This is a genomic window from Streptomyces sp. CRCS-T-1 (assembly GCF_024442335.1).
Taxonomy (GTDB): Bacteria; Actinomycetota; Actinomycetes; order Streptomycetales; family Streptomycetaceae; genus Streptomyces; species Streptomyces koelreuteriae.
In genome coordinates this window covers 6,177,727-6,193,766 of record NZ_CP101651.1, presented here as the reverse complement: position 1 = coordinate 6,193,766, position 16,040 = coordinate 6,177,727, and the positions used below count along the sequence as shown (strand labels likewise).

Sequence of the window (16,040 nt, the reverse complement as noted above, 5' to 3'; positions counted from 1 at the left end):
GCTCAGCAGGCCTGTCGCCAGACCCCCAGTTCGTACTTCTTGAGCAGCGAACTGAGCTTCAGACGGCGGGACTCGGCACAGAAGCGGCGGGTGGGCACCTCGTACTCGACGTGGAAGACCGCCTTGCCCGCGTCGACGAACGGCTTCAGGGCCGCGCACTCGCGGTACTGGGCGCACTGCTCGTTGACCGCGAAGTCGAAGTCCTTGACCAGCTCGGGGATCTGGTCCAGGTCGTTCTTCAGGCCGACGGCCAGGCCCCGGTCGTGGGCCAGGCGGGCGATGAGGCGGTTGTAGCGGAGCTGGTCGGCGGCCTTCAGCGGGAAGCCCGTCTCGTTGCGGTAGCCGTCCATGTTGTCGGGCTCGACCGCGTCGAAGCCCTTGTCGCGGCACATGTCGATCCGGGCCGCCATGAGGGGCTCCAGGACGTCGGTGCGGCGGATGTCCAGCCAGCGTTCGCCCTTCCAGCCGTTGCCGCGCCCGAGGACGGACTTCGGGAACTCCTCGGCGTCCGGGCGGAACTCCTCCCAGGCGCCGGTGGACAGATAGCAGATGACCTTGCGGTCCTCGCGGTGCAGGCGGGTGACGGTGGCCTCGGAGTGGTCGAAGCCGTCGATGTCGTAGACCGGCACGTCGACGGAGGTGTCCAGCTTCCCGCTGAGCTGCCACTGCCAGGCGATGCCCGGCCGGGGCTGCCAGCGGGGGCCCGGTTTGTCGTCGGCGGGCTTCTGGGTGCAGCCGGCGAGCAGCAGGACGAGCAGGGCGACGAGCGAGGACGTGCGTCTCACGGGGTGTTCTCCGGGTGGTGCAGGGTGTACGGCAGGGTGCCCCAAGGATGATCGCCGGTGCCGGGCACCGCACAATGCACCGCCGCGCCCCGCGCCCTGGCCAGGCCCTCCGGGTCGGCGTCGGGCGGCACGTCGTACACCAGGTGGCACAGCCGCACGTCGCCGCCGCCGGGCCACGGCTCGGGGCGCAGCGCGCGGTAGGACGCCCAGGTGCCCTCGAAGGTGACGAGGACGTCGGCGATACGGGCGTAGCAGGGGTGGGGTGCCGTGCCGTGGTTGAGGACGAGGGTGCCGCAGCCGACGCCCCAGGCGGCCACCGCCAGCCGCTGGTAGTACTCGAAGTGCTCGGGCCCGGAGGGGACCTGGTCGAGGAAGGCGCCGTCGGTGCCGTACCAGTCGCGGTGCCGGGTGAGGTCGCGGACGACGTCGGTGGTGGCGCGGCGGGCGTAGTCGGTGTCGGCGTACCCGAGGACCCGGACGCCCGCGTCCCGCAGCCGGGCGGCGACCTCCGCGAAGGCCGTGTCGGGACGGTCGCCGGGGCCGCTGGCCGGGTTGAGGACCACCCCGTAGAGGCGGGGCGCGGCGGCCAGGATCGCCTCCCATTCGGCGGGGCGGACGGAGGGGTGCTCGTAGTACGGGACCAGGAGAGTGCTCATCGGTGGGCTGTTGCCCTCCCCAGCAGGGCGCACACCAGGGCGCCTTGGACCACGGCCGCCGTGCCGTACACGGCCGGGCCCACCAGCTGCGGGTCCCCGGTGCGGGTGACGAGGAGCAGGGTCTGGGCGAGGGCGGCGGCGCAGCACACCGCCGTCGCGCCGGTCACCGCGCCGAAGGACTGGAGCAGCAGGCCCGTCCACAGCACCACGCCCAGCAGGAGCAGCCCGGCCAGCCGGACACCGCCGGGGACCGGGGCGTGCGGCCACAGGGCGGATGCGGCGAGGCTCAGTAAGAGCAGGGCGGTGAGGTAGGCGGCCAGGCAGGCGACGACGGTGAGGACGGTGGTGCGGCGGAAGGCCCCGGTGGTGCCGCTGGAGCGCAGTGCGGCGAGGCCGCCGCTGCGGAATCGATACAGCAGCCACTCGGCGGGGCCCATGCTGAGGGTGAGCGCCACGGCGGCGGGGGCGGCGACCGCGCTGCCGGCCTCACCGGCTAGGACGTCGCCGAGGGCCGCGTACAGCACGAGAACGCCGGTGGCGAGCCCGAACAGGGCGTACGGCAGGGAGCCCGTGAGCCGGGGTCCGGCGGGGCGACGGGGTGCGGGGGCGGTGCCGGACGCGCCCGGCGGGAGCAGGGCGGTGAGAACGGCGGTCCACCCGCCCTCCTCCTTCACGGCCGGTGCCACTTCGCGCGCGGCGAGGGCCGCCACGGCCGCCAGGGAGCCCAGCAGGAGAACCAGGCTCACGGCCTCGGGCAGCGGGTCGGCCAGGGACAGCACCGCGCCCGCCGCCATCGGCGCGAGGGCGGCCAGCAGGAGCCGTTCGCGGCCCAGCACCAGCAGGACGGTCGCCGCCGCCAGATAGCAGGACTGCCCGGCGGCGAAGGCGACTGCGGCCGGGGCGGCTCCGGCCGCACAGGCCAGGGCGACCACCGAGCCGAGCAGGGCCCCGGCCGGGGCACCGAGCAGCAGGGCGCGCCGGGCGGCCGTACGGTCGCCCAGCCCCAGCCACGCATAGGCCCGGTGGGCGAGGCCCTGGTTCCAGGTCCAGCCGCACAGGGCGCCGGCGAGCAGCGGGACCGTGCCCGGCGGGAGGCCGAAGTCCGCGTCGCCGGCGAACAGGGGCGCGCCGAGGACGTAGGCGAGACCGGGCAGGGCGAAGACGACACCGCGCAGCAGACAGCCGAGCAGGCCGGTCCGCCAGGGGTCGGCGGCGGGGCCGTCGGGCTCGGGGTAGCGGCGTTCGACGCGTTCGTAGAGGGTCTCGGCGAGCGCGAAGGAGTTCTTGACGCCGTACCGCTCGCGTATCTGGTCGTCGGAGAGGCCGTCGGACTCCAGCAGCGCGGCGATCTCGTCCGGGTGGACGGCCGCGGCGATGAAGTCCTGGAGGCGGGCGGCGAGTTCGTCGACCGGGTCGGGCAGGGCCCAGCTCGGGGTGGCGCGCTGCCGGGGGATGTAGGGCAGGGTGTCCGGGCGGGAGCCCGGCGGGAGCCAGACGCTTCCGCTCACCAGCCCGTGCCGTTCGTCGCCACGGCCGCGTACCAGGGATCACGCAGTTCCAGGGTCCAGTCGGCGACCATCTCCAGCGTGGGCTCGTACACCTCGTCCTCGCCCGCGAGTTCCTTGTAGATGGTGCGGAAGGCGTCCACCGAGCGGCGCAGCGTGAACCGGTCGATGACGCGCTGGCGCGACAACGCGCCCAGTTCGAGACGCCGTTCGTCGTCCTTGAGCAGGGTCAGCGCGGCGGCGGCCATCTTCTCCGGCTCGCGCGGCGGTACGACCAGTCCCGTGTCGCCGACGGCCTCGCACACCCCGCCGACGTCCGTCGACACCGTCGTACGGCCGCAGGACATGGCCTCGATGATGGAGAACGGGAAGCCCTCGGAGATCGACGACAGCATGACGACGTGCCCGGCAGCGTAGGCCCGCCAGACCTCGGTGATGCGGCCCTCGAAGGTCAGGCCGTCGGTGACGCCCAGTTCGGCGGCGAGCTTCTCCAGCCGGGTGCGGTAGGCCTCGCCGCCGGGCGGGACCGGGCCGAAGAGCCTGAGCCGGGTCGCGGGGATCTCCGCGCGCACCATCGCGTAGGCGCGGATCAGGGTCTCCAGGTCCTTGATGGGGTCGATCCGGCCGCACCAGGAGAGGGTGGGCACCTCGGGCTCGGGGCCGGCGTGCGGGAAGGCGGCCGGGTCGACGCCGTTGTAGACCGTGCGGATCTTGCCGGCGTCGGCGCCGCCGCGCTCCTCCCAGCGGCGGTTGTACTGGTTGCACGGGGTGATCAGATCGGCGGCGCGGTAGCCGTAGGAGTTCAGCTCGCGGTAGAAGCCGAGCATGAAGGCCTTCACGGGCCAGCGCTGGGCGTCGTTGCGGTAGCCGAGGTAGCGCTCGCGCAGATAGATGCCGTGCTCGGTGAGCAGAAACGGTACGCCGTCCAGGTGGCGGGCGGCGAGCGCGGGCAGGGTCGCGAGGCCGCTGCTGACGGCGTGGGCGACGGAGTCCTCGGGGATGCGGACGCCCAGGGGCCTGAGGGCGTGTTCCAGGAGGTCGGTCGCGGTGAGGGCGTCATGGACCGTGGGGCGTGCGGCCGCGGTCGGCAGATGCGGCATCGTCCAGATCCACATCAGGGACTTCAGCGCCGACTCGGTGCGCAGGGCCGCCGACAGGCGGCCGTCCCGGGCGAGTTCGGCCAGCTCGTTCAGGGACGTGCCGAAGTCGGTGGGCGAGCCGGGGTCGAGGAAGGAGAGCAGGAAACGCTCGTAGGTGTCGGTGAAGCGGCGGCGGGCCTTGCCGTAGGGGGGCCTCGCTCGGCCGGGGCGGGGGCCCCAGGTGGGGACGGAGGTGTGGGCGTAGACGTTGGGCGGCAGGTCCCAGGTGACGGGTTCGCGGCCGTTGCCGGTGAGGGAGACGATGTGGAAGTCGACCTCCGGCATGCCCTTGACGAGTTGGTCGCACCAGGTGCTGACGCCGCCGTGAACGTGTGGGTAGGTGCCTTCTGTGAGCATGGTGACGTGGCGGCCTGTTCGCCTCATGCGGTGTTTCCCCCTGTAGTGCGGTTTTGTGCGGGGAACTGCTGCCCGGATGCCGGGTGCGGGCATCGTGTGGCTGGTCGCGCAGTTCCCCGCGCCCCTGAAGTACGTATCCCTACGGCAGCTTCAAGGTGAGAGCCGACGAGAGTGCTGCCGGGCCGGTCCACGCCGAGCGGGATCCCGCGTACGGGGTGCCGAAGGCCGTGGTGCCCAGGAGGAGTTGTTTCTTGGTGCCCTCCGGGGCGGTCACCGGGATCTGGGTGCCGGACGGGGCCGTGACGGTCACGGTGGTGCCGATGCGGTAGGCCGTCACGCGGCCGTTCGCCAGGGCGGTCTGCCAGGCGGCGCGGCGCTGGACCTCGGTGCCGATGGCGCTGTGCCGGGGGTTCTCCAGCGGGGTGCTGTCGGCGAACAGGGATCGATAATCGGCCAGCACCTTCTCCATGACCGGGTAGAGCAGCCGGTCCTCGGCCAGGTTGGACTGGTGCGCGTAGTGCGGTCTGGGGTCGCCCGCGAGGGCGTGGCCCAGGGCGGTGCGCGCCTCCTGGGGGACGATGTGCTCGGCGTAGCCGGTGGTGGTGTCGAGCGGCTCGTCCAGGCAGGTCGAGGTGGGGTTGTCCTCGCAGACGCCGCTGCCGCCGTCGCCGCGCGAGGTGTAGATCCAGTTGTACTCGTCGGCCATCTCGGCCGCCGTGCCCACGTTGTAGTACACGTTCATCGGGTGGCGCGGGACGGTCAGCGCGTTACCGATCGCCCGCTGCTCGGGCTCGCGTGAGTTGTCCGAGGCGATCCACTTGACGCCGGTGTCGGCGAGGGCGCGGGACAGGTTCGGGTTGTCGGCGGGCTGCTGGGGCAGCGTCTTCAGGCCCGAGTGCTCACCGGTGACGAGTTCGGCGCGGTCGACCGGAAGGCCCTTGCCCACGGCCCAGTTGTGGTTGTCGCGGATCTGCGCGGCGATCTCGGCGCGGCTCGTGTACTTCACCGAGCCGTCCGCGTTCTTCGCGCAGCTCCACGGCACGCTGGAGGTGTCCTGGACACAGCCGAGGAACGGGTGCGTGTAGGTGTGGTTGACCCAGCGGTACTGCGCCTCGTCGGCGAGCAGCCGGTCGGTGAGGGCGTCGGTGCCGCCGTGTTCGGCCTTCCACTCCTCGCCGGAACCGGCGTTGTAGACCATGTCCATGGTGAAGCCGTGCTCGCGCTGCCACCGGGCGGCGTAGGCGGCGTCGTCCGCGGTCATGCGGATCGGCGTGGTGCCCTCGCCGTCGCCGCCCGCGCAGTCGAAGTCACCCGGGGTGCAGTTGCGTTCGGTGTCCCAGCGGCTGTCCGGGGCGAACACGTCGTCGACGTGCACCGCGAAGGAGTTGCGGGTCTGCCCCAGGTGCACGCCCTGGGTGAGCCACTCGACGATGCCCCGGGCCAGCAGCCGGAACTGCTGCTGGTTGTTGTTGTACGCGAAGGTCACGACGAGTTCGCGGCGGCCGTCGTGGGCGTACTCGCCGACGAGGCTGCCGCGGCCGGTGCCGCCGGGCACGGGGATGTCGACATAGCTGGTGAAGCCGGCGCGGGGCCGGGCGACATAGCCGTAACTCTCCTGCACGTCCGGCGCGTTGTCCTCGAACCGGAACGCGCCCTGGAGATAGCCGAACCGGCCGGCCTTCCCGGCTGCGGTGACCGATGCCTCGCGCCCGTCGAGGGTGCCCGCCCAGCCGCCTTCACTGGTGTAGTCGAGGCCGACCCTCGGGTGGGCCCAGGTGTAGGCGTCGACCTGCGGGATGCCGTACGTCCGTTCGTACGTCTCCAGGGCGGTCTGCTCGGCGGAGCCCGCGCCGAACGGGGCCTCGTTCGGCAGGACGACGCCCTGGTACTTGGCGCGGGGCCTGCCGCTGACCGTGTCGCTCAGGAACGACTCGGTGATTCTCGGGCGGCCGGAGTCGTTCAGATCGACGGTGGTGTACGGGACACCCGTGCTTCTGAGCTGGGCGGTGACGGCCTTGACGGGACTGTCGCCGTTGTCCACCACCAGCACCTTGAGATCGATGCGCGGCTCTTCCGCTGCCGCCGCCCCGGGCGCCGTCGCCCCGGCCGTGATCATGCCTGCCGCCGTCATCGCCGCGGCCGTGTTTCTCCACCTGCGCGCACGCTGCGCCATGGTTCCTCCCCCAAGAAGATCCCAGAGATCCCCTTGCGGTCGAACAAAGGCCGAACAGAGGAGGATCAGTGAAAATCATGCAAAGCGGCGAGCGAGACTCTTGCCGGATCCGAGCGAGTGTGACCGAGTTCACCGCCTTGAGGGATCAAGAAATGGCTACTTCGCGACCGACAGGTGAACACCCGCAGTAATGAGCGAACGCGACCACGCGCGTAGTCTCGTCGTCGAGTGTTCGCCGCACCGGGGAAGGCCCCGTGATCGCCGGCCCCGAGTCGGAATAGGGTCGGCTCGGGCCCGGTCGACCCACACCGTTCGACCATCGCAACTTCACATCGGAAGCGAGATTTCACCACCGTGACTGCTCTCACTCTCAGCACCGCCGCGGCGCCCGGCCTGCGGGCCGACGCGATCGTGATCGGTGTCGCCAAGGGTGCCAAGGGGCCGGTCGTCGCACCGGGCGCCGAGGCCGTGGACAAGGCGTACGACGGCAAGCTCGCCGGCGTCCTGGAGACTCTCGGCGCCTCCGGTGCCGAGGGCGAGTTGACGAAGCTGCCGGCACCGTCCGGCTTCAAGGCACCGCTCGTACTGGCGGTGGGCCTGGGCGCGGTACCCGAGAAGGACGCCGACTACGACACCGAGGCCCTGCGCAGGGCCGCCGGCGTCGCCGCCCGCGCCCTGTCCGGGACCAAGAAGGCCGCCTTCGCCCTGCCGCTGACGGACGCCGCCGACGCCGGCGCGATCGGCGAGGGCGCGCTGCTCGGCGCGTACTCGTTCGACGCCTACAAGGAGAACGGCAAGGACCCCAAGGCGAAGAACGGCAAGGCCCCCCTCGCCGAGGTCACCCTGCTGGGCGGCAAGCCCCGCGACAAGGCGTACAAGGCGGCGATCGAGCGTGCCGCCGCCGTGTCCGAGGAGCTCAACCGCGCCCGCGACCTGATCAACACCCCGCCGAACGACCTCAACCCCGAGGCGTTCGCCGCGGTCGCGCAGACCGCGGCCAAGGAGCACGGCATCAAGGTGCAGGTGCTCGACGTGAAGGCCCTGGAGAAGGGCGGCTACGGCGGCATCCTCGGCGTCGGGGCCGGCTCGGCGGCGGGACCGCGCCTGGTGAAGCTGTCCTACACCTCCTCGAAGGCGAAGAAGCACCTCGCCTTCGTCGGCAAGGGCATCACCTACGACTCGGGCGGCATCTCGCTGAAGCCGGCCGGTCACAACGAGACGATGAAGTGCGACATGAGCGGCGCGGCCACCGTGTTCGCCGCGGTCGTCGCCGCCGCGCGGCTGGGTCTCGAGGTCAACGTCACCGGCTGGCTCGCCCTGGCCGAGAACATGCCGTCCGGTTCCGCGACCCGTCCGGGTGACGTGCTGCGGATGTATAGCGGCAAGACGGTGGAGGTGCTCAACACCGACGCCGAGGGCCGGCTGGTGCTGGCCGACGCCCTGTGGGCGGCCTCCCAGGAGAAGCCGGACGCGATCGTGGACGTGGCGACGCTGACCGGGGCGATGGTGCTGGCGCTGGGCAACCGGACGTTCGGGATCATGGGCAACGACGACGCGTTCCGCTCCGCGGTGCACGAGGCCGCGGAGGAGGTCGGGGAGCCGGCGTGGCCGATGCCGCTGCCGGAGCACCTGCGCAAGGGGATGGACTCCCCCACGGCCGACATCGCGAACATGGGCGAGCGGATGGGCGGCGGGCTGGTCGCCGGTCTGTTCCTGCGCGAGTTCGTGGGCGAGGGGATCACCTGGGCGCACCTCGACATCGCGGGGCCGGCGTTCAACGAGGGCGGGCCCTTCGGGTACACGCCGAAGGGTGGTACGGGGTCGGCTGTGCGGACGCTGGTGCGGCTGGCGGAGCTGACGGCCGCGGGTGACCTCGGCTGAGTTCGCCTATTGGCTCGGCCTCGCCGGTTGTGTGGCGAGTGCGGGGGCGTGGGGGTTGTTCGCGCAGTTCCCCGCGCCCCTGAAGGCGTGCCCCCGCTGCTCGTCGCAGGCGAGCGTGGGGGCTGGTCGCGCCCGCGCGGCGGAGCCGCAGATCGAACACAGCCCCGCGCCCCTGAAGGCGTGACCCCGCTGTCCGTCGCAGGCGAGCGTGGGGGCTGGTCGCGCCCGCGCGGCGGAGCCGCTGATCGAACACAGGCCCGCGCCCCTTGGGGCGTGCCCCCGGGGGCACTCTCATCTGAACGTGGGGCGTCTCACACAGCAGCCCGGCGTCTCTTTGTGTGTCGACAAGTGCGAAGATGGGGCTCGGCAGGACAGGGCCCCACCGAAGGGCCGAAGAACGAGCGGCCGGACACCAGCCGCCTGCCGGTCAGTGAAGACCGGCGTACGGCGCACATGCATGGAGGACGTGACGTGGCGAACGACGCCAGCACCGTTTTCGACCTAGTGATCCTCGGCGGTGGCAGCGGTGGTTACGCCGCGGCCCTGCGCGGGGCGCAGCTTGGCCTGGACGTCGCCCTGATCGAGAAGGACAAGGTCGGCGGGACCTGCCTGCACCGGGGATGCATCCCCACCAAGGCTCTGCTGCACGCGGGCGAGATCGCCGACCAGGCCCGCGAGAGCGAGCAGTTCGGTGTGAAGGCCAGCTTCGAGGGCATCGACATCGCCGGCGTCCACAAGTACAAGGACGGCGTGATCTCCGGCCTGTACAAGGGCCTGCAGGGCCTGGTCGCCTCGCGCAAGGTGACGTACATCGAGGGTGAGGGCAAGCTCTCCTCCCCGACCTCCGTCGATGTGAACGGCCGGCGCGTCCAGGGCCGCCACGTGCTGCTCGCGACCGGCTCCGTGCCGAAGTCGCTGCCCGGCCTGGAGATCGACGGCAACCGCATCATCTCCTCCGACCACGCCCTGGTCCTGGACCGTGTGCCGAAGTCGGCCATCGTCCTCGGCGGCGGTGTCATCGGCGTCGAGTTCGCCTCCGCCTGGAAGTCCTTCGGTGCGGACATCACCGTCATCGAGGGCCTGAAGCACCTCGTGCCGGTCGAGGACGAGAACTCCTCCAAGCTGCTCGAGCGCGCCTTCCGCAAGCGCGGCATCAAGTTCAACCTGGGCACCTTCTTCGAGAAGGCCGAGTACACCCAGGACGGTGTCAAGGTCACCCTCGCCGACGGCAAGGAGTTCGAGGCCGAGATCCTGCTGGTCGCCGTCGGCCGCGGCCCGGTCTCGCAGGGCCTCGGCTACGAGGAGCAGGGCGTCGCCATGGACCGCGGCTACGTGCTGGTCGACGAGTACATGCGCACCAACGTCCCGACCGTCTCCGCCGTCGGTGACCTGGTCCCGACCCTCCAGCTCGCGCACGTCGGCTTCGCCGAGGGCATCCTGGTGGCGGAGCGTCTGGCCGGTCTGAAGACCGTTCCGATCGACTACGACGGTGTCCCGCGGGTGACGTACTGCCACCCGGAGGTCGCCTCCGTCGGCATCACCGAGGCCAAGGCCAAGGAGATCTACGGCGCGGACAAGGTCGTCGCTCTGAAGTACAACCTCGCGGGCAACGGCAAGAGCAAGATCCTGAACACCACGGGCGAGATCAAGCTCGTGCAGGTCAAGGACGGTGCCGTGGTCGGCGTCCACATGGTCGGCGACCGCATGGGCGAGCAGGTCGGCGAAGCCCAGCTGATCTACAACTGGGAGGCGCTGCCCGCCGAGGTCGCGCAGCTCGTCCACGCCCACCCGACGCAGAACGAGGCGCTCGGCGAGGCCCACCTGGCCCTGGCCGGCAAGCCCCTCCACTCGCACGACTGACCCCCTCGGTCGAAAAGCGACGACACAGACTTCCGCACTTTCCGTAAGGAGCAACCGAAACCATGGCGGTTTCCGTAACCCTTCCGGCGCTCGGCGAGAGCGTCACCGAGGGCACTGTCACCCGCTGGCTGAAGGCCGAGGGTGAGCGCGTCGAGGCCGACGAGCCGCTGCTCGAGGTCTCGACCGACAAGGTCGACACCGAGATCCCCTCCCCCGCAGCCGGTGTCCTGGCCTCCATCAAGGTCGCCGAGGACGAGACCGTTGAGGTCGGCGCCGAGCTGGCCCTCATCGACGACGGCAGCGGTGCCCCCGCCGCCGCCCCGGCCCCGGCCGCCGAGCAGGCCCCCGAGCCCGCTCCCGAGCCGGCCGCGGCCGCCCCGTCCACCGAGCAGGCCGCCCCGGCGCCCGCTCCCACCACCGACGCCGCCGCCGGCGGCGGCTCCGCCGAGGGCACGGACGTCGTCCTGCCCGCGCTCGGCGAGTCCGTCACCGAGGGCACCGTCACCCGCTGGCTGAAGTCGGTCGGTGACAGCGTCGAGGCCGACGAGCCGCTGCTCGAGGTCTCCACCGACAAGGTCGACACCGAGATCCCGGCGCCCACCGCGGGCACGCTGCTGGAGATCGTGGTCGGCGAGGACGAGACCGCCGAGGTCGGCGCCAAGCTCGCCGTCATCGGTGTCGCGGGCGCGGCTCCGGCCGCCGCTCCGGCGCAGGAGGCCCCGGCCGCCCCGGCCGAGCCCGCCCCGGCGCCCCAGCCGGCCGCCCCGGCCCCGCAGGCTCCGTCGGCCCCGGCCCCGCAGCAGCAGGAGACCCCGGCTCCCGAGCCGGCCCCGGCCGCTCCGGCGCCCGCCCCGGCTCCGGCCCAGGCCCCGGCCGCTCCGGCCGCCGCCCAGCCGACCGACGACGGCGCCTACGTCACCCCGCTGGTGCGCAAGCTCGCCGCCGAGAACGGCGTCGACCTGTCCACCGTCAAGGGCACCGGCGTCGGCGGCCGTATCCGCAAGCAGGACGTCATCGCCGCCGCCGAGGCCGCGAAGGCCGCCGCCGCTGCCCCGGCTCCGGCCGCGGCCGCCGCTGCTCCGGCCGCCAAGAAGGCCCCGGTGCTGGAGACCTCGCCGCTGCGCGGCCAGACCATCAAGATGCCGCGGATCCGCAAGGTCATCGGCGACAACATGGTCAAGGCCCTGCAGGAGCAGGCCCAGCTGTCCTCGGTCGTCGAGGTCGACGTCACGCGTCTGATGAAGCTGCGCGCCCGGGCCAAGGACTCCTTCGCGGCCCGTGAGGGCGTGAAGCTGTCCCCGATGCCGTTCTTCGTCAAGGCCGCGGCCCAGGCGCTGAAGGCGCACGCGCCGATCAACGCCAAGATCAACGAGGCCGAGGGGACCATCACCTACTTCGACACCGAGAACGTCGGTATCGCGGTGGACTCCGAGAAGGGCCTGATGACCCCGGTCATCAAGAACGCCGGTGACCTCAACCTGGCCGGTATCGCCAAGGCCACGGCGGAGCTCGCGGGCAAGGTCCGTGCCAACAAGATCACCCCGGACGAGCTGTCCGGCGCGACCTTCACCATCAGCAACACCGGTTCGCGTGGCGCGCTCTTCGACACGATCATCGTGCCGCCCGGCCAGGTCGCCATCCTCGGCATCGGCGCCACGGTCAAGCGCCCCGCCGTCATCGAGACGGAGGAGGGCACGGTCATCGGCGTCCGCGACATGACGTACCTGACCCTGTCCTACGACCACCGCCTGGTGGACGGCGCCGACGCCGCCCGCTACCTGACGGCGGTCAAGGCCATCCTGGAGGCGGGCGAGTTCGAGGTCGAGCTCGGCCTCTGACCTTTTTGCACGGCTGAACAGTGCCCCCGCCCGGACATCACCGGGCGGGGGCACTGCCTGCTTTCAGGGGCGCGGGGAACTGCGCGAGCAACCACCACGGCACGGCAGCCGAACGACGAAGTCACACCCCCCATGTAAGTCTCGTCTCACCTGCACCAAGACACCCCCACCCATCCCGCCCGCGGAGCGACCCGGCCTTATTGTCTAAACGTCAAACCCCTTTAAGGAGCTCACATGACCGCGCCCGTCATCCACTCGCTGCGCGAGCAGATCCGCGAGCACATCCTGGAGGGGATCATCAGCGGACGCTGGCAGCCGGGCGAGCGGATCGTCGAGCGCCGGATCGCCACGGAGCTGGAGGTCAGCCAGACCCCGGTCCGCGAGGCCCTGCGCGAGCTGGAGTCCCTGCGCCTGATCGAGTCCGCTCCGAACAAGGGCGTCCGCGTACGGAACCTCACCGCCGCCGACCTGGAGGAGAGCTACCCGGTCCGGGCCGGTCTGGAGGCCATCGCGGCGGAGCTGGCGGCCCAGGGCCTCGCCGAGGACTGCGGGGCGCTGGAACCGCACGTCACCGCCCTGTACGAGGCCGACCGCAGGTCGGACGGCACCGCCCAGGTCCGCCACACCGTCGCCTTCCACCGCGAAATGGTCCGCGCGGCGGGCAACTCCGTCCTGCTGCACACCTGGGAAGGCCTCGGCATCGAGGTGTTCACGGCCCTGTCGATCCGCTGGCTGGGCACCCAGCAGCAGTCGTACGCGGAGGAGCACGAGGAGCTGGTCGCCGCCTTCAAGCGCCGCGACCCCCGGATCGCCGAACTGGTGAAGGCCCACGTCCTGGGCTGCGCGCCCCGGGCGTGACATTCGGGCACACCTCCGCTCATACGCCTCTCACCTGCGAAAACCAGCCCAAAACCCGTCACCGCGTGCCACTCCCGGAGGCACCGCGTGCCTACTTTCTCGTGATCAAGAGGTTTTACGCCTCAACCCTTTGATCGATCATCGATCAGAGAGTTACAGTCGCCGACGGGCTTGCCACCCAAGCCCCAGCCCTGTCCTGCCAAAGACAAAGGGCACCCCCGAACCCTTACCGATGAGGGAACCCCCTTCGACTGAGGAAGGCGGCGACATGACCGACCCCAAAGCCATCCAGCCGAGCGAGCTCGACCAGCTCCCGGACCGGGACCCGGAGGAGACCGCCGAATGGCAGGCCTCCCTGGACGCGGTGACCGAGGCGGCCGGACCGCATCGTGCCGCATACCTCATGCGGCGCACGCTGGAGCGTGCCGAGGGCGCCGGCCTGGCGCTGCCGAAGCTCCTGGAGACCGACTACGTCAACTCCATCCCCACCGCCGCCGAGCCCGGCGTGCCCGGTGACGAGGCGATGGAGCAGCGGATCACCGCGTGGAACCGCTGGAACGCGGCCGCGATGGTGACCCGGGGCAGCAAGTACGGCGTCGGCGGCCACATCGCCACCTTCGCCTCCGCGGCCTGGCTCTACGAGACCGGCTTCAACCACTTCTTCAAGGGCAAGGAAGCCGACGGCTCCGGCGACCAGCTCTACATCCAGGGCCACGCCTCCCCCGGCATCTACGCCCGCGCCTTCCTCGACGGCCGGCTGAACGAGAGCCAGCTCGACAACTTCCGCCGCGAGGCGGGCGGCGACGGCCTGCCGTCCTACCCGCACCCGCGCCGTCTGCCCTGGCTGTGGGAGTTCCCGACGGTGTCGATGGGCCTCGGCCCGCTCTCCGCCATCTACCAGGCGCGCTTCAACCGCTACCTGGCCAACCGCGGCATCAAGGACACCGCCGGTTCGCATGTGTGGGCGTTCCTCGGCGACGGCGAGATGGACGAGCCCGAGTCGACGGCGGCCCTCGCGCTCGCCGCGCGTGAGGAGCTGGACAACCTCACGTTCGTCATCAACTGCAACCTGCAGCGCCTCGACGGCCCGGTCCGCGCCAACTTCAAGATCGTGCAGGAGCTGGAGGCCCAGTTCCGCGGCGCCGGCTGGAACGTGATCAAGACGCTGTGGGGCACGGCCTGGGACGAGCTGTTCCAGCTCGACACCAGCGGCGCGCTCGTACGCCGTCTGCGTCAGGTACCGGACGCGCAGATCCAGACGTACCAGACGCGTGACGCCGCCTACATCCGCCAGGACTTCTTCGGCGCCGACCCGGCGCTCGTGGAGCTGGCGAAGCTGCTGAGCGACGACAAGATCCTCGAGTGTTTCCACTTCTCGCGCGGTGGTCACGAGGCGCGCAAGGTGTACGCCGCCTACCGTGCGGCCGTCGAGCACAAGGGCGCGCCGACCGTGATCCTGGCCCAGACGGTCAAGGGCCACACCCTCGGCGAGGGCTTCGCGTCGAAGAACGCCAACCACCAGATGAAGAAGCTGACGGTGGACGAGTTCAAGAACATGCGCGATCTGCTGGAGCTGCCGATCAAGGACGGCGACTTCGTGGACGGCGTGGTGCCCTACGGCCACCCGGGCGCCGACTCCCCCGAGGTCCGCTACCTCCAGGAGCGCCGCGCCGCCCTCGGCGGTCCGGCCCCGGCCCGTCGTGTGCACCCGGTCGCCCCGCTGCCCGCCCCGGCGGAGAAGGCGTTCGCGTCCTTCGACAAGGGCTCCGGCTCGCAGAACGTGGCGACGACGATGGCGTTCGTCCGCCTGGTCAAGGACCTGGTCCGCGACAAGGAGTCGGGCAAGCGCTGGGTGCCGATCGTCCCGGACGAGGCGCGCACCTTCGGTATGGAGTCGCTGTTCCCGTCGCTCGGCATCTACTCGCCCAAGGGCCAGACGTACGAGCCGGTCGACCGCGACCAGCTGATGTACTACAAGGAGGCCAAGAACGGCCAGATCCTCAACGAGGGGATCACCGAGGCCGGTTCGATGGCCGACTTCATCGCCGCTTCGACGTCGTACGCGACGCACGGCGAGGCGATGATCCCGTTCTACATCTTCTACTCGATGTTCGGCTGGCAGCGCACGGCCGACCAGATGTGGCAGCTCGGCGACCAGCTCGGCCGCGGCTTCCTGATCGGCGCCACGGCCGGCCGCACCACCCTGACCGGTGAGGGCCTGCAGCACGCCGACGGCCACTCCCCCGTCATCGCGGCGACCAACCCGGCGGCCCTGTCGTACGACCCGGCGTTCGCCTACGAGGTCGCGGCGATCGTCAAGGACGGTCTGCGCCGGATGTACGGCGAGGCGGCCCCGGGCGAGGACCAGAACGTCTTCTACTACCTGACGGTCTACAACGAGCCGATGCCGCAGCCGGCGAAGCCGTCCGTGGACGGGGTCGACGAGGGCATCGTCAAGGGCCTGTACCGCTTCAACACGGCGGAGTCGGCGGGCATCACGCCGCCGGCCAACGCCCCGCGGATCCAGCTCCTCGGCTCCGGTACGGCGATCCACTGGGCGCTCAAGGCGCAGCAGCTGCTCGCCGAGGAGTGGGGCGTGGCGGCCGACGTGTGGTCGGCGACGTCCTGGGGCGAGCTGCGCCGGGACGCCCTGGAGGCGGACGAGGCGCTGCTGCGCGGCGAGGAGCGGGTGCCGTTCGTCCGGCAGGCGCTCCAGGGCGCCGAGGGCCCGGTGCTGGCGGTCTCCGACTACATGCGCCAGGTCCCGGACCAGATCGCGCAGTGGGTCGAGCAGGACTATTCCTCGCTGGGCGCCGACGGCTTCGGCCTCTCGGACACCCGTGAGGCGGCCCGCCGCCACTTCGGCGTGGACGCCGAGTCCATCGTCGTCGCGGCCCTGGCCCAGCTCGCCAAGCGCGGCGAGGTCAAGGCGACGGCCGTGAAGGAAGCGCGCGAGAAGTACGGTCTGTGAGAACCGACCGGTGATCG

The 16,040-nt window shown here is 71.3% G+C and carries 10 protein-coding genes; 5 read left to right on the top strand and 5 right to left on the bottom strand.

Annotated elements, in window-relative coordinates:
* Positions 1-2: 2 nt before the first annotated feature.
* The 5 genes from NNW99_RS28025 to NNW99_RS28005 form a co-directional block, all read right to left on the bottom strand.
* Entirely contained in the window at positions 3-785 is a 783-nt protein-coding gene (locus NNW99_RS28025) for an endo alpha-1,4 polygalactosaminidase (protein ID WP_215121943.1), read from the bottom strand.
* A complete protein-coding gene (locus NNW99_RS28020; protein WP_215121942.1) occupies positions 782-1,441 on the bottom strand; it encodes a spherulation-specific family 4 protein in 660 nt (219 codons plus the stop codon). Before NNW99_RS28020 ends, NNW99_RS28025 begins: the two co-directional genes overlap by 4 nt.
* Positions 1,438-2,949 (bottom strand): hypothetical protein, encoded by a 1,512-nt coding sequence (locus NNW99_RS28015; RefSeq protein WP_215121941.1) that lies wholly within the window; start codon positions 2,947-2,949, stop codon positions 1,438-1,440. The genes NNW99_RS28020 and NNW99_RS28015 overlap by 4 nt, the downstream gene beginning before the upstream one ends.
* Entirely contained in the window at positions 2,946-4,469 is a 1,524-nt protein-coding gene (pelF, locus tag NNW99_RS28010; RefSeq protein WP_215121940.1) for a GT4 family glycosyltransferase PelF, read from the bottom strand. The genes NNW99_RS28015 and pelF overlap by 4 nt, the downstream gene beginning before the upstream one ends.
* A 112-nt stretch (positions 4,470-4,581) precedes the next feature.
* Positions 4,582-6,615, bottom strand: coding sequence for a hypothetical protein (locus NNW99_RS28005; protein ID WP_251057966.1), 2,034 nt, complete (start codon positions 6,613-6,615; stop codon positions 4,582-4,584).
* A 354-nt stretch (positions 6,616-6,969) separates the two neighbouring features.
* Here NNW99_RS28005 and NNW99_RS28000 point away from each other — a divergent pair, with 354 nt between their 5' ends.
* The 5 genes from NNW99_RS28000 (at position 6,970) to aceE (ending at position 16,023) form a co-directional block, all read left to right on the top strand.
* Positions 6,970-8,496: a leucyl aminopeptidase gene (locus NNW99_RS28000; RefSeq protein WP_215121939.1), complete on the top strand. Its 1,527-nt coding sequence runs from the start codon at positions 6,970-6,972 to the stop codon at positions 8,494-8,496.
* 471 nt (positions 8,497-8,967) lie between these two features.
* Complete coding sequence (lpdA, locus tag NNW99_RS27995) at positions 8,968-10,356, top strand: dihydrolipoyl dehydrogenase (protein WP_215121938.1); 1,389 nt, start codon at positions 8,968-8,970, stop codon at positions 10,354-10,356.
* Between the two features lie 62 nt (positions 10,357-10,418).
* A complete protein-coding gene (gene sucB, locus NNW99_RS27990; protein WP_215121937.1) occupies positions 10,419-12,194 on the top strand; it encodes a 2-oxoglutarate dehydrogenase, E2 component, dihydrolipoamide succinyltransferase in 1,776 nt (591 codons plus the stop codon).
* 234 nt (positions 12,195-12,428) lie between these two features.
* Complete coding sequence (locus NNW99_RS27985) at positions 12,429-13,052, top strand: GntR family transcriptional regulator (protein WP_215121936.1); 624 nt, start codon at positions 12,429-12,431, stop codon at positions 13,050-13,052.
* A 268-nt stretch (positions 13,053-13,320) separates the two neighbouring features.
* The gene (aceE, locus tag NNW99_RS27980) at positions 13,321-16,023 is read left to right on the top strand and encodes a pyruvate dehydrogenase (acetyl-transferring), homodimeric type (RefSeq protein ID WP_215121935.1); all 2,703 of its coding nucleotides are present in this window, start codon (positions 13,321-13,323) and stop codon (positions 16,021-16,023) included.
* The last annotated feature ends 17 nt before the right edge of the window (positions 16,024-16,040 follow it).